Source organism: Amycolatopsis sp. NPDC051373, from assembly GCF_040689465.1.
Lineage (GTDB): Bacteria > Actinomycetota > Actinomycetes > Mycobacteriales > Pseudonocardiaceae > Amycolatopsis.
The window spans coordinates 14,750-38,619 of the sequence record NZ_JBFBAE010000007.1 but is presented as its reverse complement, the minus strand read 5'-3'; the positions used below and the strand labels follow the sequence as shown (position 1 = coordinate 38,619).

Genomic DNA, 23,870 nt, shown 5'->3' with positions numbered 1-23,870 from the left:
CCGCGGTGTCCACTGTGGTCAGTGCACTGGCATTGGTGTTTTCGCGCGATCCAGCCGGCCTGACACGACGGCCAGCGCGAGGGCGGCCACCGTCATGGCGGCGCCGACCCAGTTGGTCGACGCGTAGCCGTAGCCCGCGGCGATGACGACGCCGCCGAGCCAGGCGGCCAGCGCGTTGCCGAGGTTGAACGCGCCGATGTTCACGGCACTGGCGACCGTGGGTGCCGCCTCCGCGCTGGCCAGCATCCGCATCTGCAACGGCGGCACGGTGGCGAAGCCGAAGCCGCCCAGCAGGAACAGCGTGACGATCGCGGGCACGGCCGCGTGAGCGGTGAAGGCGAACACCGCGAGCACCACCGCCAGCGCGATCAGAACCGTGTACAGCGTCGGCATCAGCGCGCGATCGGCGAACTTGCCGCCGACGAGGTTGCCGAGCACCAGCCCGACGCCGAACAGCACCAGCAGCCAGCTCACCGCGCTGCTCGGCAGGGCGGCGACCTCGGTCATCATCGGCGCGATGTAGGTGAAGCTCGCGAACACGCCGCCGAAGCCCAGGATCGTCGTGCCGACCGCCAGCCACACCCGCGCGTGGCGGAACACGGCGAACTCCGTCTTGATGCTCGTGTTCTCGGGCCTCGGGGTGTCCGGCACGAGCGCCGCGACGCCGGCCAGCCCGAGCATGCCCAGCCCCGCGACCACCCAGAACGTCGCTCGCCACCCCAGGCCCTGCCCGATGAACGTGCCCAGCGGCACGCCGAGCACATTGGCCAGCGTCAGCCCGGTGAACATGAGCGCGATGGCGCTGGCCTTCTTCTCCGGCTTGACCAGGTCCGCGGCCACCACCGCGCCGACCCCGAAAAACGCCCCGTGCGTCAACGCCGCGACGATCCGGCCGGCCAGCAGCGCCCCGTAGCTCGGCGCCAGCGCCGACAACGCGTTGCCGACGATGAACACCCCCATCAGCAGGAGCAGCAGGTGCTTGCGCCGCATCCTGGTGCCGAGCGCCGTCATCGGCAACGCACCGGCCGCCACCCCCAGCGCGTACCCGGTGATCAGCCACCCCGCGGCCGGGATGGACACCCCGAAATCGGCCGCCACCTCGGGCAGCAACCCGGCGATCACGAACTCCGTCGTGCCGATGCCGAACGCGCCGATGGCCAGCGCGAGCAGGGCGAGCGGCATGGGACTTCCTCCTGAAGCGTGGACAACTACCGTCGCTGGCAATAGTTGCATACGCCTGCTGTTGAGGCTGTCGACTGTGATCAGCGGAACTCGTGGCGCGCGAAAGCTCGCCCCTGCGTGGTGAGCGGTGCGGCGCGATCAGCTGCCGAAGACGTGCCGGTCCAGGAACGGGTTGCGGAACTTTCCCCCGGGGTCCAGCCGGGTCGCCAGGGAGCGGAAGTCGGCCGACCGCGGGTAGGCCAGGTCGAGTGCCTCGCCGTGGAAGAGTTTGCCCCAGTGGGGGCGGGGGGCGAAGGGGGCGAGGGTGGACTCGATGGTCGGCAGAAGGGTCTCGACCTCGGGTGGGCGGGGGAGCCAGGTGAAGTGGATCGCCACGCTGTCGCGGCCCGACGAGGGGCTGAGCCAGAGGTCGTCGGCGGCGATGGTGCGGATTTCGGACACCAGGAGCAGTGGGGCGATGAGGTGGCCGATGCCGCGCAGGGCTTCGAAGGCGGCGGGGGCGGCGGCGCGGGGCACGAAGTACTCGGTCTGGAGTTCGGCGCCGACGCTCGGGGTGAAGCCGAGGCGGAAGTGGGGGAGGCGGTCATACCAGGGGCCGGGGGCGCCGAGCTGGGCGGTGGTGTTGCCGGCCGGCACGCCGGCCGCGTGGGCAGGATGGCGGGGACCGTCGGCGGGGACGGCGCCGAACAGTGAAGGCGGGACAGCGGCGGGCGGCGAAGCCGGAAACTCGGTCGGGGTGCGGCTTTTCAGCCAGACCTGGTCGACGACGTCGCGGGCCCAGTTCGTGAACAGGCTGACGCTGTAGCCCGCCGCCTGGATCTCGTCGAAGTGCTCGACGGCAGCGGACCACGGCAGGTTGTCGAACACGTCCTGGCGCACGGTGAACGACGGGATCAGGTCGAGCGTCAGCCGGGTCACCACGCCGAGAGCTCCGAGGCCGACGACGACACCGGCGAAGTCGGCGTCGCCCCGGGTGAAGGTCAGCAGCGAGCCGTCGGCGGTCAGCAGGTCCACCGCGGAGACGGCCGCGGCCAAGCCGGGGTGGCGTTCGCCCGAGCCGTGGGTGCCGGTGGCGACGCTGCCGGCCACGGTGATGTGCGGCAGCGACGCGAGGTTCTCCAGCGCGAAGCCGGCTTCGTCGAGCCGGGCCACGAGGTCGCCGTAGCGGACCGAACCCCCGACGGTCACGGTGGCAGCGCGAGTGTCCAGCGACGGTGAACCCGAGATCCCCGAAAGATCCAGCTGCACGCCACCGGGGCTGTCGGCCACGTCGTTGAAGCTGTGCCGGCTGCCGAGCGCCTTGATCCGCTCCGCGGAGGCGACCAGCTCGCGGGCCTCGTCGAGCGTCCGCGGGGTCAGCACCTCGCGGGCGCCGTAGGTGAGGTTCCCCGCCCAGTTGGCGGCCGCGCCGCGCGCACTCTCGATCACGAACGCCCAGCTTAGGCGGGGCTCGCCAAAGGCGTCGGATCCGGGCAGACTTGGCCCATGCTTCTCGTACAGCCAGTGCGCCCCGGACCGGCAGCGCTCTTCGAATCGGCAGCGCTCTTCGAACCGGCAGCGTTGTTCGAACCGGTAGTGCGTTTCGAACCGGCAGGGCGCTGACGTGCACTCGGCCGGACTGGTACTGCACCCGAAGCGGGACTCCGCCCCGGCGGTCGAGGCCGTCCTCGCGTGGGCCGCGAACCGCGGGATCAAGATCCTCGGCATCGCCGAAGAGATCGTGCGCCTGGACTGCAAGGCGGTGGGGGTGTCGGCGGAAGAGCTCGCCACCCAGTCCGACCTGCTGGTGAGCCTCGGCGGCGACGGCACCATGCTGCGCGCCATGCGCCTGGCCGACGGGCAGCGCGCCCCCGTGCTGGGCGTGAACCTCGGCAAGCTCGGCTTCCTGGCGGAGGTCGACGTGCCCGACCTGCCCGGCGCGTTGTCGATGATCGACGCGCGCGAGTTCACCGTCGAGCCGCGCCTGGCGGTCGACGCGGTGATCGGCGGCCGGACCGTGACGGCGTTCAACGACGTCGCCGTGGTCCGCGTGCCCGGCGACGGCGGGGCGCTGGTCGCGGTGCGCGTGAACGAGGAGCAGTTCGTGAGCTACGCGGCCGACGCGGTCATCGTCGCGACGCCGACCGGCTCCACGGCCTACAGCTTCTCCGCCGGCGGCCCGATCACGAGCCCCGCCGTGGAGGCGCTGCTGGTCACGCCGGCCGCCCCGCACTCCGCGTACGGCCGCGGCGTGGTGCTCTCCGTCCACGACACGCTGGCGCTCGAGCTGCTGCCGGGCAGCGGCCGGCTGGCGGTGGAGGTCGACGGGATCGTGGAGGGCTACGTGGAGCCGGGGGAGCGCATCGAGCTGTGCGCCCGCCCGAGCGCGGCCCGGGTCGTGCGGCTGGGTCATACCACGTTCTTCCAACGGGCCCGGCGCAAGCTGCGGCTGAGTGACTCGGCGGAGATCGCGCCGTCGTCCTGACGGGGCACTCCGCAGGACCACAAAACCGCATCCACGACTCTGACGCGTGATCCTGCGCGGCCCAGCCCTGCCGCTGTCCCGCTCGGGCACCAACACCGGCGACCCCGCCGCAGCACGCAGTCACACCCCGCGCACGCCGGCTGCTTCGCGGCGAACAGGAGCACCTCGTCCGTTCCGACGAGAGCGATGTGCGGCGCTGGAGGACCTGGCCAAGGCAGGCCTGGCAGCCGCGCGCCGGAAAGATTTCGGCTAGCCATGCAACCTCGCGCGGTCTCCGCGTCGTATGGGGTGGTCGACGAGGGGTGGTGACGTGGCGGATCGGAAGAGCTTCACGGACGTGGCGAGGGACCGCGCGCCGGTGTGGTGCCGGGTGTCGTTCCTGATGTGCGGGGACTGGGCCCTGGCCGAGGACATCGTGCAGGTGACGTTGCTGCGGCTGTACAAGCGCTGGCACCGGCTGGATCCCGCGGGAATCGAGGCCTACGCGCGCAAGGTCATGGCCCGGTTGGCGATCGACGCCTCCCGCCGGCCGCACCGCCGCAGCGAAGTGCTGACGAAGCCCCCCGAACGCACGCAGCGCGCCGCGGCCCCCGAGGACGGCGCTGATGTCCGCGCCGCGCTCCGCACGTTGGGGCCACGGCAGCGTGCCGTGCTGGCGTTGCGCTTCTACTGCGACCTCTCGATCGCCGAGACCGCGGCGACGCTGCGGATCAGCGAAGGCACGGTGAAGTCCCAGTCCGCGCGCGCCCTGGCCGCGCTGCGGACGCTGCTGTCGGACGACTCGACCACGCTCAACCCGACCGAAAGGGTTCTGCCATGACGACAGAACGGGAGCTGCTCGAGCGAGCCTTGGGCTCCCGCCGGCCGCCGGTGCCGCTGGACTTCGAGGCGATCGAGGCCCAGGGGGCACGAGCCGTGCGGCGACGCACCAAGCTGGCTCTGGCAGGCACTGCCGCCGCGGTGGTCCTCGTCGGACTCGGCGGGGCGGCGCTGTTCACCAGCGGAACCCCGCAGACGGTGACCCCGGCCGCCGGCGGGCAGGTCACCACCGCGGCGCCGACCGAACGCGAGATCGCCTACTGCTACCAGAACGCGGACATCACCAGCAGCGCGGACGGTCAGCACGTCGCCGTCGGCATCAGCGGCAACAGCGCCAACGGCCGCGGTGACACCGCGGCCCACATCATCTCGCTCTGCACCACCGCTTGGGCCAACGACTACTACCAGTGGCAGAAGCCCGGGCTGCCCCGGGTCGTTCCTCCGCTCGTCGCGTGCGTCCTGACGTCCGCGGCCGTCAACATCGACCAGGCGGCGGTCGGCGCGGTCGGTGTGTTCCCCGGTGACGCGACAACGTGCGCTGCGATGGGCCTGCCCGTCGCGAAAATCTAGAATCCGCGCGTTGGCCATACATCGCCGAACTTGTTCGCTATCTAGGTCGCACCCGGTTGGTTCTCGGCCTTCGTCGAACCCAGGTACGGGCCCGGCACGCAGGTCCACTCCGACGGTTGCGCCGATCGGCCGAGGGCGTTGGGCCACTTGCTCGTGGCGTGTCGATTTTTGTCGGAAACGTGTGACAGCAGTGTGAATCACGGTCCGGATCGCTTGCCCGCGCGGGGCCGACGTGCCGAGAATCCAGCGGTGATCGGCGAGGCGAGCGGGGTACGCGTGGCAGCGGACGGGCGTGACCTCCCCGCGGTCGGCACGCCCCGGCTCATCGGCCGCGACGACGAGCTCACCCGCCTCGCCGCGGCGCTCGCGTCGCCGCCGGGGGTGGTGCTGGTCTCGGGCGAGGCGGGCATCGGCAAGAGCCGGCTCGTGCGGGAGCTGCCGCAGGAGCCCGGTGTGCTCGTCGCGCGCTGCCCGCCGCTGCGGGAGGCGCTCACGCTCGGCCCGATCGTCGACGCGTTGCGCCAGGCGCGCCCCGGCGTCGCCGGCCTGGAGCTGAGCCCGCTGGCCGGCACGCTGCGGCCGTTGTTCCCGGAGTGGGACCTGCCGCCGGCGCCGGAGGCGCTGGCCGACGCGGGCGCGGCCCGGCACCGGCTGCTGCGCGCGCTGGCCGAGCTGCTCGACCGCATCGACGTCGACGTGCTCGTGGTCGAAGACGTGCACTGGGCCGACGAGACCACGCTGGAGTTCCTGCTGTTCCTCGCCGCCCGGCAGCAGCGGCCGGGACTCGTGCTCACCTACCGGCCCGACGAGGTCGGCGACGACAGCCTGCTGCTGCGGCTGTCCTCGCGTTACCCGCGCATCACCCTCGGCGCGCTCGACGTGGCCCAGACCGCGCAGTTGGTGTCGTCGATGCTGGGCGACGAGCGCGTGTCGGAGCCGTTCGCGCGGTTCCTGCACCGGCACACCGACGGGATCCCGTTCGCGCTCGAGGAATCCGTCCGGCTGCTGCGCGACCGCGCTGACCTCATCCGCCAGGGCGGTGAGTGGATCCGGCGTTCGCTCACCGACATCGCCGTACCGCCGACGATCCGCGACGCGCTGGCCGAACGGCTCGTGCGGCTCACGCCCGACGCCCAGGCGGTGCTGCGGGCGTGCGCGGTGCTCGCGACCCCCGCGGCCGAACCTGACGTCGTCGAGGTCTGCGGGCTGCCGGCCGAACGCGCGGGCACGGCGATCGACGAGGCCGCGCGCAGCGGTCTGCTCGTCGAGGACGAACGCGGGCGGCTCGGCTTCCGGCACCTGCTGGCCGCGATGGCCGTGTACGACGGCATAGGCGGGCGCGAACGCCGCGAGCTGCACCGGCGTTCGGGCAAGGCGCTGTCGGCTTGGGACCCCGCGCCGGTCGCCGTGCTCGCGCACCACTTCCGTGAGGCCGGCGAGACGGAGAAGTGGTGCGAGTACGCGGAACGCGCGGCGGATCTCGCGCTCGCGTCCGGCGACCACCACACGGCCGTGTCCTTCCTCCACGGCCTGCTTGCCTCGCCCGCCCTGCCGCCGACGGCCGTGGCCAGGCTTTCGCGCAAGACGCCGCTGTTCGCGTTCACCGGCTACCTCGGGCGGGTCGACCTCGTGCGGACGGTGCGCGGGGTGCTCGACAGCGCCGTGCTCGACCGGCGCGAGACCGCGGAGATCCGCAGCCAGCTGGGCCGGTTGCTGATGCACGCCGGCGACTACGCCGAAGGCGCCGCCGAGCTGGCACGCGCGATCCCCGATCTGGCGGACAATCCGGTCGCCGTCGCGCAGGCGATGTCCGTCCTCGGCCGGCCCGCCGGGGCGTCGTGGCCCGCGCTGGCGCACCGCGAGTGGCTGGACCGCGCCGACGCTGTCGTGCGCTCGGCCGTGCCGGAGGACGAGCGGCTGTCGTTCACCGTCGATCGCGCGACGGCGTTGCTCGAGATGGGCGACGAAGCCGGCTGGACGGTCGCGAACACCCTGCCCGCGGACGACGCCCACGACCCGCTGCAGATCACCCGCGGCCTGCTCAACTACGGCGACGCCGCTCTGCAGTGGGGCCGTTACGCCGACGCGCGCGCCAAACTGACCCGGTCCGTCGAGCTGGCGGAGCGGCAGGGGTTGCAGCGGTTGCGCGACATGGGGCTCGCGACGCTGATCCGCCTCGACTGGCTGACCGGTTCGTGGCAGGGGCTGGCTTCGCGCGTCGCCGAGTTCGCGGATCTCGCTGAGGAACCGCTGATCCAGCTGGACACGACGTTGGTGGGCGCGCTGCTGCAGTCCGCCACCGAGCCCGGCAGCGAGGCGGAGGTCGAACGCAAGCTGACGCTGGTGCTCGACGCCGCCCGGCAACGCGGGATTGTCGACATGCCGCTCGAACCGGCCGCGGCGCTGGCCCGGTTGCACCTCGCGGCCGGACGCCCGGAGCCGGCGCTGGCGGTCACCGAGGAACCGATGGCCGTGGTGGCGCGCAAGCAGATCTGGCTGTGGGCGGACGAACTGGCGCCGGTGCGGGTGGAAGCGCTGCTGGCCGCCGGCCGGGTCACCGAGGCCTCGGCCCTCACCGCCGAGTTCGCCGCCGGCCACCCCGGCGCGACGGGCGCGGCGCACTGGTGCCGGGCACTGCTCACCGAGGCCGCGGGCGACCACGCCGGCGCCGCGCGGGAGTGGGCCGATGCCGCCGCCGCATGGGCGGCCTTGCCGCGACCGTACGACGCCCTGCTCGCCCGCGAACGTGCAGCGCTGTGCCTGCTGGCCGGCGGTTCGAGCGCTCCTGCGTTGGAACAGCTGGAAAAGGTGCTCACGGACTGCGTCGCCTTGGGCGCCTCTGCCGCCGCCTCTCGCGTCCGCTCACACCTCCCCGGCACCGCCGTGTGGCGCGGCGGCCGCCGCGGCTACGGCGACCAGCTGTCCCCTCGCGAGCTGGAAGTCGTGCGGCTCCTGCTGACGGGCCTCACCAACCCGGAGATCGCCCAGGTCCTGTCCCGCTCCCCGAAAACCGTGGCGGCCCAGCTGAACTCCGCGATGCGCAAACACCGCGTGTCCTCCCGCACCGCGCTCGCGGTGAGCGCCACCCAGGCCGGCATCACCCCGGCGACGGCGGACTGAACCAGCTTCGATCACAGGGGCTGACCGCCGACGACGGCGCTGTGGCGCCGCTGGTGAACTCGCCCTGGTTCACGTCGCGTGTGGTGGTCGCCGGGAGCGCGTTGTCGCGGGGAGCCTTATGGCCGCGGCGGACTGAACCAAGTGGCGGACCGGCCGATCCGGAGCCGTGGACTAAGCCGGCGCGGGCCGGAGATTAGGTCATCCGCCCAATCGCGAACGGAGCGTGCGCGCCCCGATACTTCGCCGGTGAACGCGACGAGACCCGGCGATGACCGTCCGGTGGACGGCACCGCGATACCCCGGCCCGACGCGGGAACGGATCCCCACCCCACCACCGCGGATCCCGCCGACGCCGCACCGGCGCCCGGCGATCGGTCCGACCGGGCAGTCGACGAAGCCGGGCGCGACCTGCCCGCGGGGTACGAACCCCTGTGACTGCCCGGGCGAACGGAAAGGTTATCCCTTGAGAGTCCCCCGGGGGCGCCTGCTGGCGCTCATTCTCCCGGTGCTGGCCGGCCTGGCGCTGGTCGTCGGCACCACCGAAGCCGGCACGACCCAACCCCGCGCGGCACAACCACAACCGTCCGCGAACGCACTCGCCACCGCCGGGCAGGCCGTGCTCGACGCGGCCAACACCTCCGGCGACGCGAAGCCCGTCGCCGCCGACAAGGCCACCCGGACGGCCACCGGCAAGACCGCCGCGAACGCACCCAAGGCGCTCTACGCCCCGACCGGCTGCAACCCCGCCAAGCCGAAGCCGCACACCGTCACGTGCAACTCGCTGTTCAAGGCGGGCAAGGACCTGCGCCCGCTGACCAGCAACGCCGGTCCGCTGCCGGACTCGCTCGGCCCGGCCGACATCAAGGCCGCCTACGACCTCCCCGACGGCGGCGCGGGCAAGACCGTCGCCATCATCGACGCGCTCGGCGACTCCCACGCCGAGGCCGACCTCGCCGTGTACCGCGCGCAGTACGGCCTCCCGCCGTGCACCACGGACAACGGCTGCTTCCGCAAGGTCGATCAGAACGGCGGCGTGAACTACCCGGCCGACGACGACGGCTGGGCGCAGGAGACCGCGCTCGACCTCGACGCCGTCTCGGCCGCGTGCCCCGCGTGCCACATCCTGCTCGTCGAGGGCGCTTCCACCAGCCCCTACGACATCGTGGTCGGCGTGGACACCGCCGTGCGCCTGGGCGCGAAGTTCGTCTCGAACTCCTACGGCATCGACGGTGAAGACCCCGAAGAGGGCACGCTCGACTCGCACTACACCGTGCCCGGCGTCGCGATGGTCGCCTCGACCGGCGACCACGCCTACGGCCTGCAGGACTGGCCCGCCGCCAACCCGAACGTCGTCGCCGCCGGCGGCACGAACCTCTACCGCGACCCGGCGAACCCGCGCGGCTGGAGCGAGCAGGCCTGGTCCGACGCCGGCTCCGGCTGCTCCCCGTACGAGCCGAAGCCCGAGTACCAGCAGGAGCTCGCCACCGGCTGCGCGAACCGCGCCATCGCCGACGTCTCCGCCATCGCCGACCCGGCGAGCGGCTTCGCGATCTACGACTCCGGCAAGTCCGGCGGCTGGGGTCAGGTGGGCGGCACGAGCCTGTCGTCGCCGCTGATCGCCTCGATGTTCGCCCTCGCCGGCGACCCGCGTCCGGGCACGAACCCCGCGACCTACGCCTACTTCAACCACGGCAACGACCTCTACGACGTCACCGAGGGCACCAACGGCTCGTGCGGCGGGGTGCTGTGCACCGCCGGCCCGGGCTGGGACGGCCCCACCGGCCTCGGCTCACCCCACGGCGTCGCGACGCTCGCCTACACTCCACAAGGGACGGTCGCCGGGCACGTCCGCGACACCGCGGGCACGCCGATCGCCGGCGCCACCGTGACCGCCACCGGCAAGGGCACCGGCAACGTCTACCACGCCACGACCGACGCCCAGGGTGCCTATCACCTCGCCGTCGCCGCCGACTCCTACCGGATCGCGGTCACCCGCTTCGGCTACGAGAACGGCAGCGGCGAGCTGTCCATCGTGGACGGTCAGGCCACCACCTCCGACTACGCCGTCACGAAGATCGCCACGCAGACGGTGTCCGGCACGGTCACCGACGGCTCGGGCCACGGCTGGCCGCTGTACGCGAAGATCACCGTGGACGGTTACCCCGGCGGCGCGATCTTCACCGACCCGTTCTCCGGGCACTACAGCGTCGACCTGCCGCAGGGTGGTGACTACCAGGTGCACATCTCGGCCGTGCAGCCCGGGTACGCGCCGATCGACCGGCAGGTGAGTGTCAACGATTCGAGCGTGCGGCAGAACTTCACCGCCACCGCCGATCAGCAGGCGTGCAGCGCGCTCGGCTACGGCCACGCCGCGCTGACGAACTTCGAAGGCTGGCTCGGCACCACGCCGAAGGACGGCTGGACGATCACCGACACCGCGTCGCCCGGCTGGTCGTTCGACAACGGCATCGAGCTGTTCAACTTCATCGGCACCGGGAACTACGCCATCGCCAGCCCGATCACCCGCGACGGCAAGGCGGAGGACACCGAGTTCGTGTCACCGGTGCTCGACCTGAGTGGTGACCTCGCTCCCGCGCTGTCGTTCGGCGGGCTGTACGTGCCGGACGGGGACAGCGTGTTCGACACCGACCTGTCCCTCGACGACGGTGCCACCTGGACCACGCTGGCGCACCACACGGCGGATCTCCTGCAGAGCCAGGTGTCGATCCCGCTGCCGCAGGCCGCGGGCAAGGACAAGGTGCGCGTGCGGTTCCACTTCAGCGGTGCCGGCAACTCGCTCGCGGAGCTCGACGACGTCGTGGTCGGTTCGTGCACCCCGACCGAGGGTGGCCTGGTCGCCGGGGTCGTCACCGACGCCAACACCGGCGAGGCGCGCGACGACGTGACGGTGGCGGACTCCGCCACGGCCCGCTCGGCCGTGAGCACCCCGACGCCCGACGACGCGGCTCTGCCCGACGGTTTCTACGAGCTGTTCGACACCACCGGTACGCACCAGTACACGGCGAGCCTGCCGCGGTACTCGTCACCGGCGCTGTCGACGACAACCGGCCTGAACTCCGTGGCCCGCCTGGACGTCAAGCTCAAGGCCGGGCAGCTGGCGGTCGGTTCGACCGCGCTGGCCGTGAGCAAGACGATGGGCCAGGTCGCGAACCAGACGGTGAAGCTCACCAACACCGGCACGGCACCGGTGCACGTGTCGCTCGGCGAGCACGTCACCGGATTCACCGGGGTCGACCCGTCGGCGGCGGCCGGCTGGCAGCCGCTGGCGGACGTCCCGGAGTTCACCTACGAAAGCGCGCTCGGCGGTTACCAGGGCAAGATCTACAGCGCGGGCGGCATGCCCATGCACATGCTCTCGCCCTCGGCCCGCAGCTACGTGTACGACCCGGTCACCGCCGCGTGGTCGCCGATCGCGGACATGCCGGAGCCGGTGATGCGTGGTGCGGCGGCGTTCCTGAACGGTTCGCTGTACGTCGTCGGCGGAGCCGGGATGCCCGGCGTCCTGTCCACGACGTACGCCTACCACCCGCAGACGAACACGTGGTCGCGGCTGGCGGACCTGCCGGCCAAGCTCTACGGCAGCACCGCCGCCACCCTGGGCGGCAAGCTGTACGTGGTCGGCGGCTGCGCGAGCGTGTGCGGCAAGGACCCGGTGAAGTCGGCGTTCGTCTACGACCCGGGGCACAACACCTGGTCGGCGCTGCCCGACTACCCGGAGGCCGAGAGCGACGCGGCCTGCGCCGGTATCCACGCTGAGCTCGTGTGCGCCGGCGGATACCTCGGTGGCGTCACGAACATCAAGTCGACCTATGTGTTCAAGCCGGGTACCACCGCGTGGACGAAGGTGGCCGACGCGCCGTACGAGGTCTCGCAGATGGCTTACAGCGGGGCGAACGGTCGCCTGCAGCTCGCCGGTGGTGAGACCGGGACCGGCACGGTCGTCTCGCAGGCCGGCGAAACCGCGCACACCATCGAATACGACCCGGTGAGCGACAAGTGGTCGTCGCTGCCGGACCTGCCGCAGGAGTACTACGGCGGCGGGCGCGGGGCGTGCGCGCTCTACCAGGTCGGTTCGTTCGTGCCGGCGCTGCGCACCACGGCGATGCTGCCGGGCTACGACCAGTGCGGTGACGACGACGCCGGCTGGCTCTCCGAAGGCAGCACCGAGCTGGACCTCGCACCCGGCGCCACCGCGAACGTCGCGGTGACCGTCGACTCCGGCAAGGTCACGCAGCCCGGCAAGTACACGGCGACGATCGCGCTCGACACCGACTCGCCCTACGCGGTGGCGGCTCTGCCCGTCACGCTGCAGGCCGCGGCCCCCAAGGCCTGGGGTGAGCTTTCGGGCACGGTCACCGACGCCGCGTCGGGCGCCCCGGTGTCCGACGCCACGGTGCAGGTCTGCACGATGGTCCACAATGGAGTGTGCGGCCAGGTCTCGTACACCCTCAAGACCGACGCGCAGGGCCACTACCGGCTGTGGCTGGACAAGGGTTACAACCCGCTGATGGTCACCGTCGCCGCCAACGGGTACCAGCCGCAGTTCCGGCAGGTGAAGGTGATGGCGGGCACGGCCACGGTGAACGACGTGGCCTTGCCGAAGATCTAGGCGCGGCCCGGAAAGCCGAAGCGGTCCCACCCGGCATCCCCCGGGTGGGACCGCTTCGGCGTGCCGGTCTCAGTACGACTTGGGCAGCCCCAGCACGTGCGTGGAGACGTAGTTCAGCACCATCTCCTGGCTCACCGGCGCGATGCGCAGCAGGCGGGCTTCGCGGAAGTAACGCTCGACGTGGTACTCCTTCGCGTAGCCCATGCCGCCGAGGGTCTGCATCGCGCGGTCGGCGGCCTGGAAGCCGGCGTCGGCGCAGAGCCACTTGGCCATGTTGGCCTCGCGCCCGCAGGAGAGGCCCTGGTCGTAGCGCCAGGCGGCGTTGCGGGCCATGAGCGCGGCGGCGTCGAGGCGCGTCTGGGCTTCGGCGAGCGGGAACGCGATGCCCTGGTTCTGCCCGATCGGCCGGTCGAACACGACGCGCTCGCGCGCGTAGGTCACGGCGCGGTCCACGGCGGCGCGGCCGAGGCCGAGGGCTTCGTGGGCGAGCAGGATGCGTTCGGGGTTCAGACCGTCGAGCAGGTAGCGGAAGCCCTGGCCTTCCTCGCCGATGCGGGCCGACGCGGGCACGCGCAGGTCGTCGATCGCGACCTCGTAGGAGCTGACGGCGTTGCGGCCCATCTTCGGGATCGCGTTCAGCGTGATCGCATCCGGATCGACGTCCACGAGGAACAATGACATGCCGTCGGTGGGCCGCTCGACGTCCTCGAGCGGGGTGGTGCGCGCGATGAGCACCATCTTCTGCGACTGGCCGGCCTTGGTGATCCAGACCTTGCGGCCGTTGATCACGTAACCGTCGCCGTCGCGGCGGGCGAAGGTGCGGATGCGCGTGGTGTCGGTGCCGGCGTCGGGTTCGGTCACGCCGAAGCAGACGTGCAGCGAGCCGTCGGCGGCGCGGGGGAGGATTTCCTCGCGCAGGGCGGCGCTGCCGTGTTTGACGATGGTGTTGAGGCCGAAGATCGTGAGGTGCATGGTGCTGCACCCGTTCATCCCGGCGCCCGAGGCGGCGACTTCTTCCAGCAGCAGCGCGGCTTCGAAGATCCCGAGGCCGCCACCGCCGTACTCCTCGGGAATCGCGATGCCGAGCCACCCGGCGTCGGCGAACGCGGTGTAGAAGTCCCACGGGAACGTGCCCTCGGCGTCACACCGTGCCCAGTACTCGTCGGGGAACCTCGCCGCCAGCTCGCGGGCGCCGCGGCGCAGTGCTTCCTGGTCTTCGGTCAGCCCGAAGTCCACGTGCTCCACCTCCGTGTGTCGTTACGACGGCAGTTGTCATTCCGGCAGTGCCGACTCCAACGCCCGGATGACCTGGGCGACGTGCCGGCGCGTCGCCTGTTCCGCGGCCGCCGTGTCGCCGGAGCGCAGCGCGTCCAGGATCTCCCCGTGCTCGTCGAGGCTGGCCTCGGGGCGGCCCGCGACGGTGATCGTCACGTTCTGGCCCAGCTGCAGCTGCGCGCCGAGCAGGTCGGCGATGGCCAGCAGGCGGCGGTTGGCCGAGCCCTGCCAGATCAGGCCGTGGAACTCGCGGTCGAGCTCGGCGTAGCGCGGCACGTCGCCGGAGGCCAGGGCCGCCTGCTGGCCCTCGACGAGCTCGCCCAGCCGGGCGAGCAGCTCCGCCGGCTGCGTGCGGGCGATGTCCCGCGCGGCGAGCGTGTCGACAGCGGAGCGCAGCTCGTAGATGTCGCGCATGTCCGCGACGGTCAGCTCGGCGACGAAGTACCCCGAGTGCCGGCGAGCCACGAGGAACCCCTCGCGTTCGAGGATCGCCAGCGCGGCCTTGACCGGCGTCGGCGAGATGCCGAGCCGCTCGGTCAGCGGCCGCACGGTCACCCGCTCGCCGGGCAGCAGCTGCCGCTCCAGCACGGCCTCGCGGATCGCCCGGTACGCGGTGCGGACCAGGCTGGCCGGTTCTGGGGGCTGGTCAGTCACCGGGTCGCGGCTCCTCGATCGTGGCTGCGGTTGCTGTGGTTCCGGGCGGGTGCATCGGGACGAGCTCGTGGTGCTGCCACGAGGTCAGCTGGTCAGAATAGTGCCGCGAACCGGGCGAGCCGGACGCTCCGCCCGGAATCACCCAGCCGGAGGCGTCGAGATCGGCCAGATCGAGCACCTGGCGGTAGACCGACAGGTTGGTGATGTCGAACCGCCCACCAGGGGTCCAGCCGTAAGCGCCGTTCTGGATCGTCTCGTTGTCGCCGCCGATGCCGATGGCCGGCGGGTCGAACTCCGAGCCGACGACGGGGTGCAGTGGGTGCTTCGCCGCGGTCCGGTGCACCTCGCCCCACGGCCGCGGGCCCGTTTCCGCCACGCGGCGCCAGGCCGCGGCGAGCGCGTCGGCCAGCAGGTCGTCGCCGAGCCGCTCGGCGGGCCACTCGCCCTCGCGCGGCCAGGTCAGGCTCGCGAACCAGCGTCGCAGAACCACCGGCATGCCCGGCAGCCCGCACTTCATCAGCCACGCCCGCGTGTCCGCACCGATCTCGGCGTCCAGCACGCGCGCGGCGATCTCGCGGCGGAAGCACGCGTGCACGAGCCCCGTGGCCTCGCCGGGCCCGAGGTCGCCCCGCCCGGCCACGATCACGGCGCGGGCGAGCTCCGCGTCTCCGGAAAAAGCACCGTACCGGCCGCGCCCGTCGAGCAGCTCTGCCCAGCGCCGGGCCGCGACCGACGTCGTGTCGCCCTGCCACGCGCGCATGTCGTCGGCGGTCGCGGGGCCGGCCGCGGCGGCCAGCTCGTGGATGCGCTCGGAGCGGTAGGAATCGTTGACGGCGTGGGAGATGACCGGGTGCGTGGCGGCGGTGACCGTGTTGTTCGACGTGACGATGAGGTCTTCCGGCGGGTCCTCGGTCCGCGGCATCTCGCCGAACGGCACGCGGCCGCGCCAGCGGTGCGCCGACTCCCAGCCGGGCACCGGCACCTGCGTCGCGGCGTGGTTGTCGCGCGCCGGGAGCTGCCCGCGCAGCAGGTAGCCGACGTGTCCGACAGGTCCGTTGTTGTCGGCGGCCAGGAGGTTGTTGACCGGGTCGACCCAGCCGTCCTGAGCGTCGAGCAGCGTGGGTACGTCGGGGGCGAGCAGCATCCGGCGCAGCACGCCGAACTGCTCGCACGCGCCGTCGGTGGCCGTCCAGCGCAGCGACAGGGCCGCGCCGCTCGCCGGATCGCCGTGCACGACGGGACCGTTCGGGGTCAGCCAGCAGCGTTCGACGCGGTCCTCGCCGTCGCGTACGTGGATGACCTCGTCGCGCACGGACGCGTCCGCCCAGCCGTCGGCCGTGCGCACCTGCTCACCGCGGAAGTGCTCCACGTAGAGGTCCTGCGCGTCGGCAGCGGCGTTGGTGATCGCCCAGCCGACGCGGCCGTTGTGGCCGAAGTGCGGGAAGCCCGGGAGCCCGGGGAACGTCGCCCCGGACACTGTGAACCCCGGGCAGCGCACGTGGGCCTGCCAGTAGGTGTTCGGCACGTCGAGCGCGCGGTGGGAGTCGTTGACCAGCAACGGTTTCCCGCTCGCGGTGCGGCTGCCGCCGAGCACCCACGCGTTGGACCCGCCCTCGGACTCGCTCAGGAACCCGAGGTGCTCGGACGCCGCCTCGACGTCGGCGCGCGCCTGCTCGAACAGCTTCGCGCGGGCCTCGCCGACCCGGCCCAGCGGCGGCACCGTCACGCGCATGCCCGGCAACGGCCGCGGGTCCAGCTTCGCGGCCACCTCGGCGCCGGCCGTCGCGCGCAGCACGGCGCGGGCGATCTTGTACTGCCACACGCCCATCAGCACGTGGCGGATCTTGAACATCAGCAGCGAGTCCCGTGGCGTCCACGGTTCCCAGCCGATGCCGCCGCGTTCGTGCTCGACGCCCGTGCCGTGCTCGGCGACGTGGGCGTTGACGCCCGCCGCGTAGTGCTCGAACGTCGCGAGCGTGGCGGCGTCCATGGCCGCCAGGTCGCGGTCGGCGGCGTCGGCGAGGCGCAGCCGGCGCGCGAGCCGGTCGGCGGCCACGGCCGGCTCGCCCACGACCTCGGCCCAGCGCCCGCGGGCGCGGCGGCGGTCGTACTCCAGCTGCCACAGCCGATCCTCGGCGGCGGCGAGGCCGAGCTCGAACCACGCCTGGTCCTCGGTTTCCGCCACCACCGAGGGAATTCCGTACTCGTCGCGAGTGATCATGCGGCCCCGACCCGCGCGGTCTCGGCGTAGTGGCACGCCGCGGCGCGCGTGTCCGCGAGGGGCCGCAGCGCGGGATCCTCGGTGCGGCAGCGGTCCGTGGCCAGCGGGCAGCGCGGGGCGAACGAGCAGCCGCTCGAGCGCGCCAGCGCACTCGTGGCCTCGCCGAACTGCTCCACCGGTTCCTGCCGGTCGTGGTCACGCACGCGTGGCCGGGGCGCGGCGGCGAGCAGCAGCTGCGTGTACGGGTGGCGCGGGTCGGCGAACAGCTCCTCGGTCTCGCCCTCCTCCACGATCCGGCCGAGGTACATCACGGCCACGCGGTGGGCGAGGTGGCGCACCAGTGCGAGGTCGTGGCTGATGAACAGGTAGGTGATGCCGCGCTCGTCCTGCAGGCGCCGCAACAGGTTCACCACCTGTGCCTGCACGGAAACGTCCAAAGCGGACACCGGCTCGTCGCACACGAGGAACTCCGGGTCGAGCGCGATGGCCCGCGCGATCGCCACGCGCTGGCGCTGCCCGCCCGAGAGCTCGTGCGGATACCGCTGTGCGAGCTCCGGCGCGAGCGTCACGGCTTCGAGCAGCTCCCGCACCCGCGCGTCGAGGTCACCGCGGAAGTGGTGCACGCGCAAGGGTTCCGCGACGATCTGGCCCACGGTCATGCGGCCGTTGAGCGAGTCGTACGGGTCCTGGAACACCGGCTGCATCGTGCGCCTCAGCTCGCGCAGCTGCTTCTTGCCGATCGAGTGCACGGCCTGCCCGGCGACCTCGACGCTGCCCTCGTCGGGCCGTTCCAGCGCGAGCAGCAGCCGCCCGGTGGTCGACTTCCCGCAGCCGGACTCGCCGACGAGCGCCAGCGTGGTGCCGCGTTCGATGCTCAGACCGACGCCGTCGACGGCCGCGACCGTGCCGCCGCGAACCGGGTAGCGCTTGACGAGTCCTTCCGCGACGACGAGATCCGTCATCACGCCACCTCCATGCGGGATCCGGTGTGCGGGTGGAAGCAGGCGACCCCGTCTTCGAGAACGGGCGCGATGCGGCACAGGTCGTCGGCGTGTTCGCAGCGCGGGCGGAACGGGCAGCCTTCGAGCACCGCGCCGACGGCGGGGACCTGCCCGGGGATGGTGGGCAGTTCCCCGGCCGCCGGGCGGTCGGGATCGGGCACCGAGCGCAGCAGCGCCGCGGTGTAGGGGTGGCGCGGGGCTTCGAGGACTTCGCGCACGGTGCCGGTCTCCACGACCTTCCCCGCGTACATCACCGCGACGCGGTCGGCGATCTCCGCGACCACGCCCATGTCGTGCGTGATGAACAGCAGTGCCGTGTCCCGCGTGCGTTCCCGCAGCAGCGCGAGGACCTGGGCCTGCACGGTCACGTCGAGCGCCGTGGTGGGCTCGTCCGCGATGAGCAGTTCGGGACTGCCGGCCAGCGCGATCGAGATCATCACGCGCTGGCGCATGCCGCCGGACAGCTCGTGCGGCATCTGCCGCGCCCGCGCCGCGGCGTCGGTGATGCCCACGGACTCCATGAGCTCCACCGCGTGGCGCAGCCGGGCCGAGCGCCGCATCGGCGTGTGGATGGCCAGCACCTCGGCGATCTGCGTGCCGATGCGGGTGGTCGGGTTCAGCGAGCTCATCGGGTCCTGGAAGATCATCGCCGCGCGGGTGCCGCGCAGGCGCCGCAGCTCGCGTTCGCCGCGGCCGATGAGCTCCGTGCCGGCCAGCGTCGCCGACCCCGTCACCCGCGCGGCGGTGGGTTCGAGGCCGAGCAGCGACAGCGCGGTGAGGCTCTTGCCGCATCCGGATTCCCCGACCACGGCGAGGGTTTCGCCGCGGCCGACGGTGAGGTCGACCCCGCGCACGGCTTCACGCCCGGCACCGAAGGAGACCTTCAGGTCCTGTACTTCCAGCAGCTCAGTCATGACCGGGCCTGCCCAACTCTTCGAGGGGGACTTCGTATCCGGTGGCGTGCTCGCGGTGGTGCGTGGCGAGTTCACCGGCGGTGGGTGTGGCCAGCTCGCCGTCGGCGACGACGGAGGCGAGCAGCGCTTCCAGCGTGGCTACACGGGCGGGACGGCCCGACAGCCACGGATGGACGGTGATCATGCACAGCGAGCCGAGCTTCTTCGCCGCCGCGATCTCGGCGGCCCAGCCGGCCAGCACCTCGGGCGTGGTCGTGGGCGGCCGGGGATCCCCGCCGACGTAGCGGTAGTAGGGCGCGTCGTCGGTGGCCCAGTCGACGGGGACCTCCACGAGACCGTCGACGAGGTAGGGCCGGTCGTCGCCCATCAGCGAACTGTCGTAGGTCAGGCCGAGCTCGTGCAGGACTCCGAAGACGTCCGTGGTCATGTCCCAGCTGGGGGAGCGGTAGCCGACCGGCCGTTCGCCGGTGATCGCGGTGAGCGTGTCCGCCGCGCGGGCCAGCGTGCGGAGCAGGTCGTCGCGGGTCAGGCCCGTCGGCGCTTCGTGGCACCAGCCGTGCAGCGCCAGCTCGTGCCCGCGGGCGTGGACCTCCGCCACCTGTTTCGGGTAGCGGTCGGCGATCCAGCCGGGGACGAAGACCGTCGCGCGCAGGTGCAGATTGTCCATCATGGACAGCAGGTTGTGGATCCCGCGCCGCGGCCCGTAGCGCCGCTGCTCCAGCTCACCCACGGAGACTGGCGGGTTTTCGCGGGTGCGCCACAGGTGCGGTGACTCGCCGTCGAAGTCGAGCGTGAAGCACACGGCCGCGCGGGCGCCGCCGGGCCAGGGGTAGGTCACGACGTGCCTCCGGAGGGGGTGAAGTCGCCGGCGGTGCGGCCGCCGTCGACGTCGAGCGTGGTGCCGGTGACGAACGACGCCGCGCTGGAGCACAGCCAGAGGATCGCCGACGGCGCGTCGCCGGGCCCGGATGTGCGCCCGAGCGGGATCGCCCGGCGCATCTTGGCGACGTGCTCCTCCGGCAGTTTGCTGACCTCACTGCCGGGCGCGAACCCGGGGCCGACACTGTTGACGCGGATCCCGGCCTCGCCCGTTTCGAGGGCGAGCGACCGGGTGAGCATCTCCAGCGCCGCTTTGCTCGCGGAGTAGACGCCGCCGGTGCGGGTCGGGCGTTTCGCCGCGCCGGACGACAGGTTGACGATGCAGCCCTGCGTGCCGGTGGCGGTCATCGTCGCGATCACGTGCCGCGCCAGCTGGTAGGGCGCCAGCACGTTGATCGCGAAGATCCTCTCCACCGTCTCGCGCTCGGTCGTCGCCACGGGCGTACGCGGGTAGATGCCGGCGTTGTTGACGAGGATGTCGGCCGTCGGCCAGCGCTCGTCGATCGCCGCGATCAGCTCGTCGACACCCGCGCCGGTGGTCAGGTCGGCGACCGCCGCATGTGCGCCGAGCCGGTCGGCCAACTCCTGCACCGGCTCGGGCCGGTTGTCGGACAACACCAACTCGGCGCCTTCGGCGTGGAACGCCTCGGCCGTCCACGTGCCGATCAGTCCGGCCGCGCCCGTGATGACCACGCGCTTGCCGGTGAACTCGCCTCGGTAGTCGGGGATCATGCGGTCTGCCTCGCCATCCGTCGAAGGAGCCGCGGGCGCGGAAGCTCGGCGCGTTTCGCCGGGTCCAGTCGGTCGCGGGCCGCGTCGCCCAGCAGGTTCACGGCCAGCACGAGCAGGAACAACGCGATGCCCGGGAAAGTCGCCAGCCACCACGCGGACGCGATGTACTGCTGGCCGTCGGAGAGGATCGAGCCCCACGACGCGGTGGGTGGCTGCACGCCGAGGCCCAGGAACGACAGCGAGGCCTCGTAGATCACCATCAGCCCCAGTTCCAGCGTGGCGACCACAATGGACACCGGCAGCACCTCGGGCAGCACGTGCCGCAGCACGATCCACCTCGCGGGCGCACCCGTCGCCGTGGCCGCGCGGACGAACCCGCGGCCGCGGGCCTGCAGCGTCGCGGAGTGGGCGACGCGGGCGTAGCGCGGCCAGCGCACGAGCGCCAGGCACACCACCACGTTGAGCAGGCTCGGCCCGAGCACCGCCACCACGAGGATCGCCAGCAGGAAGAACGGAACCGACAGCACGATGTCGACCACGCGCATGATCACCGCGCCGAGCCAGCCGCCGCGCCAGGCCGCGAGCACGCCGAGCGCGATACCGACGACGCCACCCGCCACGACGGCGCCGATCGCCACGAGCAGCGAGACCTGTGTGCCGTAGATGACGCGGGATGCCACGTCACGCCCGAGCGCGTCGGTGCCGAGCCAGTGGTGCGCGCCCGGGGGCAGCAGCCGCTGCGCGAGCGTGACCTTGTCCGGGTCGAACGGCGCCAGCCCCGGCGCGAAGACCGCGACCAGCACGTAGATCGCCAGCACGACCAGGGGAATGACGATCGCTCGCCGCTTCACGCCGCACCTCCGTTGGCACCGGTGGCGACGCGCCGGTCGATCACGCCGTAGAGCAGGTCGGTGAGCAGGTTGATCACGATGTACACCGCCGAGGCGAACAGCACGATCGCCTGCACCACCGGGAAGTCACGCGCCGACACCGACTGGATCGTCAGCTGGCCGATGCCCGGCCACGCGAAGATCACCTCGGTCACCACCGCGCCGCCGAGCAGGTTGGCCAGCTCCAGCGCGGCGACCGTGAGCACCGGGATCGCGCTGTTGCGCGCGAGGTGGCGCAGCACCAGGCGCGTGGTGCTCGCGCCCTTGGCCCGCGCGGTGCGCACGTAGTCCTGCGACAGCTGTTCGAGTACCGCGCCCCGTGTCACCCGCGCGATCGCGGCCGCCGACAGCGAGGCGAGCGTGACGGCGGGCAGCAGCAGGGAAAGCGGTCCGTCGTACCCGGTGGAAGGCAGCCAGCGCAGCGCCACTGAGAACACGAGCACGAGCAGCAGCCCGGTCCAGAACGCGGGCATTGCCTGTCCGATGAGGACGATCGGCATGAGCACGCGTTCCTGCCAGCGGCCGCGCTTGAGTGCCGTGACGACCCCGATGACCACGCCGAACACCACCGACAGGATCAGCGCGGCCACCGCGAGGTTCGCGGTGTAGGGCAGCCGCTCGGCGATCAGCGCCGTCGCCGGCCGGTTCTGCACGTAGGAGTACCCGAGGTCGCCGCGCACCGCGTTGCCGAGGAACGAAAGGTACTGGTGCCACAGGGAATCGCTCAGGCCGAGCTGCTCGCGCACCCGCTCGATGTCGGCCGCCGTGGCGCCCTCGGGCACGAGCAGCCGCGCCGGATCGCCGGAGAGGCGCAGCGCGAAGAACACGATGGTGGTCACGCCGAACAACGCGAGCACGGCCTGGCCCAGCCGGCCCGCGACGTAGCGCGGGGTGGCCGGCAGGCTCCTCGTCCGCCTCCGGCGGGCCGACACTGCGATCGCCGTCATGTCAGCTCACCTTCATCTGGTCGAGGAACAGGCTTTCCGACGCGTCGGGTGTCCACTGCAGACGCGAGTTCGCGCCGTACACCGCGTACGCCTGGAACAGGCCGATGCCCGGCAGGTCGCGGTTGAGCAACTCGAACGCCTGCGAGTACAGCTTGGTCCGCTGCGCGGAGTCGATCGTCTCGCGCGCCTGCTCCACGATCTTGTCGAAGTCGGGGTTGCTGTAGGAGCTCCAGATCTCGCCGGTGTGGAACAACGGGTAGATCACGCCGTCGGAGTCGAGGCACGAGCACGACCACTTGCCGAAGCGGATCGAGCCCCATTCGTGCGACGGGTCCTGCACCTTCTTCAGGTACGTGGCCTGGTCGCTGTTCTGGATCTCCACCTGCAGCCCCACGGCAGCGAGGTCGCCCTGGATCGCCTGCACCACCTGCGGGTCGAACGACGGCGAGGTCGCCATCACCAGCTTCGCGCCGACCGCGTGCGCTTCCTGCAGGAGGCGTTTGGCGTCCTCGGGATCGTGGTGGTTGTCCGGCAATGACTTGTCGTAGCCGAACGCCAGCGGCGTGGCCATGGAGTTGATCGGCTTGGCGTAACCGCGCTGGAGGTTCTTGATCAGCGCGTCGTAGTCGATCGCCTCGGCGATGGCCTTGCGCACGCGGGGATCGTCGGTGGCCCCGCCCTTGATCGTGTTGTACGCGAGGTAGGCCACGCGCTCGGTGGGCGTGGACAGGATCGCCAGCGTCGGGTCGCGGCGGATCTGGTCCGCGGCGTCCGGCGTGAGCGTGGTCGCCAGGTCGACCTTGCGCGACTGCAGGTCGGCCACACGGCTGGCCACGTTGGGCACCGCGCGGAACACGGCCGTGCGGATCTGCGTGGGCGGGCCCCACCATTTCGGGTTGGCCGTGAGCACGACCTCGGACCCGGCCGTCGCCGACCGGAGCACGAACGGGCCGGACCCGATCGGCTTCACGGCGAACTGCTTGTCCCCGACGCGCTGCACGTAGGCCTTCGGCACCACCGAAAGCGTGGTCAGGTAGCTCAGCAGTGTGGGGGAGGGCACCGAAGTGTGCACCACGAGGTCGCCGCCGTCGGCCGTGGCCTTGTCGATGACGGAGAAGTTCGCGTACTGCTGGCTGCCGAACTTCTTGTCCAGGATCCGGCTGATGGAGTACGCCGCGTCTTCGGCGGTGAGCGGGCTGCCGTCGCTGAAGGTCACGCCTGGGCGCATGGTGAAGCGCCAGGTGAGCGGGTCGGTCTGCCGCCACTTCGTGGCGAGCCAGGGCACGACCGCGTTCGTCTTGGGATTCCGGCGCAGCAGCTGGTCGAAGATGTTGCGGTACACCGAGTACGTGTCGGTGTCGTACTGCTTGCCGGGGTCCAGTGTGGACGGGTAGTTGGCGGTGTCGATCGTGATCGTGCCGGGGCCACGGCCCGCGCTCGCCGGCTGGATGCCGCACGAGGCGGCACCGAGAGCGAGGGCAGTGGCCAGGAGGAGCGCCGCACGGAAACGTCGTCGGTTCATGGGCTCGGTCCTGTCAGATCGGCTGCTGAGGCGGGGACGTCAGATCAGAT

18 protein-coding genes are annotated in these 23,870 nt (G+C 72.0%); 6 read left to right on the top strand and 12 right to left on the bottom strand.

Features of this window, described 5'->3' with window-relative positions:
* Positions 1 to 18: 18 nt before the first annotated feature.
* Entirely contained in the window at positions 19 to 1,182 is a 1,164-nt protein-coding gene (locus AB0383_RS14600) for an MFS transporter (RefSeq protein WP_366187429.1), read from the bottom strand.
* A gap of 138 nt (positions 1,183 to 1,320) precedes the next feature.
* The gene (locus AB0383_RS14595; protein WP_366187427.1) at positions 1,321 to 2,610 is read right to left on the bottom strand and encodes an FAD-binding protein; all 1,290 of its coding nucleotides are present in this window, start codon (positions 2,608 to 2,610) and stop codon (positions 1,321 to 1,323) included.
* A gap of 175 nt (positions 2,611 to 2,785) precedes the next feature.
* Between AB0383_RS14595 and AB0383_RS14590 the strand changes: the two genes are divergently transcribed.
* From AB0383_RS14590 to AB0383_RS14565, 6 genes are all read left to right on the top strand, one after another.
* The gene (locus AB0383_RS14590) at positions 2,786 to 3,646 is read left to right on the top strand and encodes an NAD(+)/NADH kinase (protein WP_364175639.1); all 861 of its coding nucleotides are present in this window, start codon (positions 2,786 to 2,788) and stop codon (positions 3,644 to 3,646) included.
* A 310-nt stretch (positions 3,647 to 3,956) separates the two neighbouring features.
* Positions 3,957 to 4,466, top strand: coding sequence for a sigma-70 family RNA polymerase sigma factor (locus tag AB0383_RS14585; RefSeq protein WP_366187425.1), 510 nt, complete (start codon positions 3,957 to 3,959; stop codon positions 4,464 to 4,466).
* Complete coding sequence (locus AB0383_RS14580) at positions 4,463 to 5,035, top strand: hypothetical protein (RefSeq protein ID WP_366187423.1); 573 nt, start codon at positions 4,463 to 4,465, stop codon at positions 5,033 to 5,035. The genes AB0383_RS14585 and AB0383_RS14580 overlap by 4 nt, the downstream gene beginning before the upstream one ends.
* Positions 5,036 to 5,284: 249 nt before the next feature.
* Complete coding sequence (locus AB0383_RS14575) at positions 5,285 to 8,155, top strand: AAA family ATPase (RefSeq protein ID WP_366187421.1); 2,871 nt, start codon at positions 5,285 to 5,287, stop codon at positions 8,153 to 8,155.
* Positions 8,156 to 8,401: 246 nt separating this feature from the next.
* On the top strand, positions 8,402 to 8,590 hold the full coding sequence (locus AB0383_RS14570) for a hypothetical protein (RefSeq protein WP_364175651.1): 189 nt from the start codon (positions 8,402 to 8,404) through the stop codon (positions 8,588 to 8,590).
* Positions 8,591 to 8,618: 28 nt separating this feature from the next.
* A complete protein-coding gene (locus AB0383_RS14565; RefSeq protein WP_366187419.1) occupies positions 8,619 to 12,785 on the top strand; it encodes a carboxypeptidase regulatory-like domain-containing protein in 4,167 nt (1,388 codons plus the stop codon).
* Between the two features lie 69 nt (positions 12,786 to 12,854).
* Here AB0383_RS14565 and AB0383_RS14560 read toward each other — a convergent pair whose 3' ends face one another.
* Genes AB0383_RS14560 through AB0383_RS14515 form a run of 10 tightly spaced genes read right to left on the bottom strand, consistent with a single transcriptional unit; the run spans position 12,855 to position 23,820 of the window.
* Positions 12,855 to 14,021, bottom strand: coding sequence for an acyl-CoA dehydrogenase family protein (locus tag AB0383_RS14560; protein ID WP_364175656.1), 1,167 nt, complete (start codon positions 14,019 to 14,021; stop codon positions 12,855 to 12,857).
* 36 nt (positions 14,022 to 14,057) lie between these two features.
* The gene (locus tag AB0383_RS14555; protein ID WP_364175658.1) at positions 14,058 to 14,714 is read right to left on the bottom strand and encodes a GntR family transcriptional regulator; all 657 of its coding nucleotides are present in this window, start codon (positions 14,712 to 14,714) and stop codon (positions 14,058 to 14,060) included.
* A complete protein-coding gene (locus tag AB0383_RS14550) occupies positions 14,707 to 16,935 on the bottom strand; it encodes a penicillin acylase family protein (protein WP_364175661.1) in 2,229 nt (742 codons plus the stop codon). Before AB0383_RS14550 ends, AB0383_RS14555 begins: the two co-directional genes overlap by 8 nt.
* Positions 16,932 to 17,897, bottom strand: a complete 966-nt coding sequence (locus tag AB0383_RS14545) for an oligopeptide/dipeptide ABC transporter ATP-binding protein (protein ID WP_364175663.1) — start codon at positions 17,895 to 17,897, stop codon at positions 16,932 to 16,934. Before AB0383_RS14545 ends, AB0383_RS14550 begins: the two co-directional genes overlap by 4 nt.
* The gene (locus AB0383_RS14540) at positions 17,897 to 18,850 is read right to left on the bottom strand and encodes an ABC transporter ATP-binding protein (protein WP_364175665.1); all 954 of its coding nucleotides are present in this window, start codon (positions 18,848 to 18,850) and stop codon (positions 17,897 to 17,899) included. The genes AB0383_RS14545 and AB0383_RS14540 overlap by 1 nt, the downstream gene beginning before the upstream one ends.
* On the bottom strand, positions 18,843 to 19,688 hold the full coding sequence (locus AB0383_RS14535; RefSeq protein ID WP_364175668.1) for a polysaccharide deacetylase family protein: 846 nt from the start codon (positions 19,686 to 19,688) through the stop codon (positions 18,843 to 18,845). The genes AB0383_RS14540 and AB0383_RS14535 overlap by 8 nt, the downstream gene beginning before the upstream one ends.
* The gene (locus tag AB0383_RS14530) at positions 19,685 to 20,461 is read right to left on the bottom strand and encodes an SDR family oxidoreductase (protein ID WP_366187415.1); all 777 of its coding nucleotides are present in this window, start codon (positions 20,459 to 20,461) and stop codon (positions 19,685 to 19,687) included. Before AB0383_RS14530 ends, AB0383_RS14535 begins: the two co-directional genes overlap by 4 nt.
* Positions 20,458 to 21,312, bottom strand: a complete 855-nt coding sequence (locus tag AB0383_RS14525; RefSeq protein ID WP_366187413.1) for an ABC transporter permease — start codon at positions 21,310 to 21,312, stop codon at positions 20,458 to 20,460. The genes AB0383_RS14530 and AB0383_RS14525 overlap by 4 nt, the downstream gene beginning before the upstream one ends.
* A complete protein-coding gene (locus AB0383_RS14520) occupies positions 21,309 to 22,298 on the bottom strand; it encodes an ABC transporter permease (RefSeq protein ID WP_364175676.1) in 990 nt (329 codons plus the stop codon). Before AB0383_RS14520 ends, AB0383_RS14525 begins: the two co-directional genes overlap by 4 nt.
* A gap of 1 nt (position 22,299) precedes the next feature.
* The gene (locus AB0383_RS14515) at positions 22,300 to 23,820 is read right to left on the bottom strand and encodes an ABC transporter substrate-binding protein (protein WP_364175679.1); all 1,521 of its coding nucleotides are present in this window, start codon (positions 23,818 to 23,820) and stop codon (positions 22,300 to 22,302) included.
* Between the last annotated feature and the right edge of the window lie 50 nt (positions 23,821 to 23,870).

Coding starts and splice junctions, on each gene's coding strand:
- AB0383_RS14550 (WP_364175661.1), bottom strand. CDS start 16,935: ATGATCACTCGCGACGAGTACGGAATTCCCTCGGTGGTGGCGGAAACC.
- AB0383_RS14530 (WP_366187415.1), bottom strand. CDS start 20,461: ATGATCCCCGACTACCGAGGCGAGTTCACCGGCAAGCGCGTGGTCATC.
- AB0383_RS14600 (WP_366187429.1), bottom strand. CDS start 1,182: ATGCCGCTCGCCCTGCTCGCGCTGGCCATCGGCGCGTTCGGCATCGGC.
- AB0383_RS14545 (WP_364175663.1), bottom strand. CDS start 17,897: ATGACGGATCTCGTCGTCGCGGAAGGACTCGTCAAGCGCTACCCGGTT.
- AB0383_RS14515 (WP_364175679.1), bottom strand. CDS start 23,820: ATGAACCGACGACGTTTCCGTGCGGCGCTCCTCCTGGCCACTGCCCTC.
- AB0383_RS14580 (WP_366187423.1), top strand. CDS start 4,463: ATGACGACAGAACGGGAGCTGCTCGAGCGAGCCTTGGGCTCCCGCCGG.
- AB0383_RS14540 (WP_364175665.1), bottom strand. CDS start 18,850: ATGACTGAGCTGCTGGAAGTACAGGACCTGAAGGTCTCCTTCGGTGCC.
- AB0383_RS14520 (WP_364175676.1), bottom strand. CDS start 22,298: ATGACGGCGATCGCAGTGTCGGCCCGCCGGAGGCGGACGAGGAGCCTG.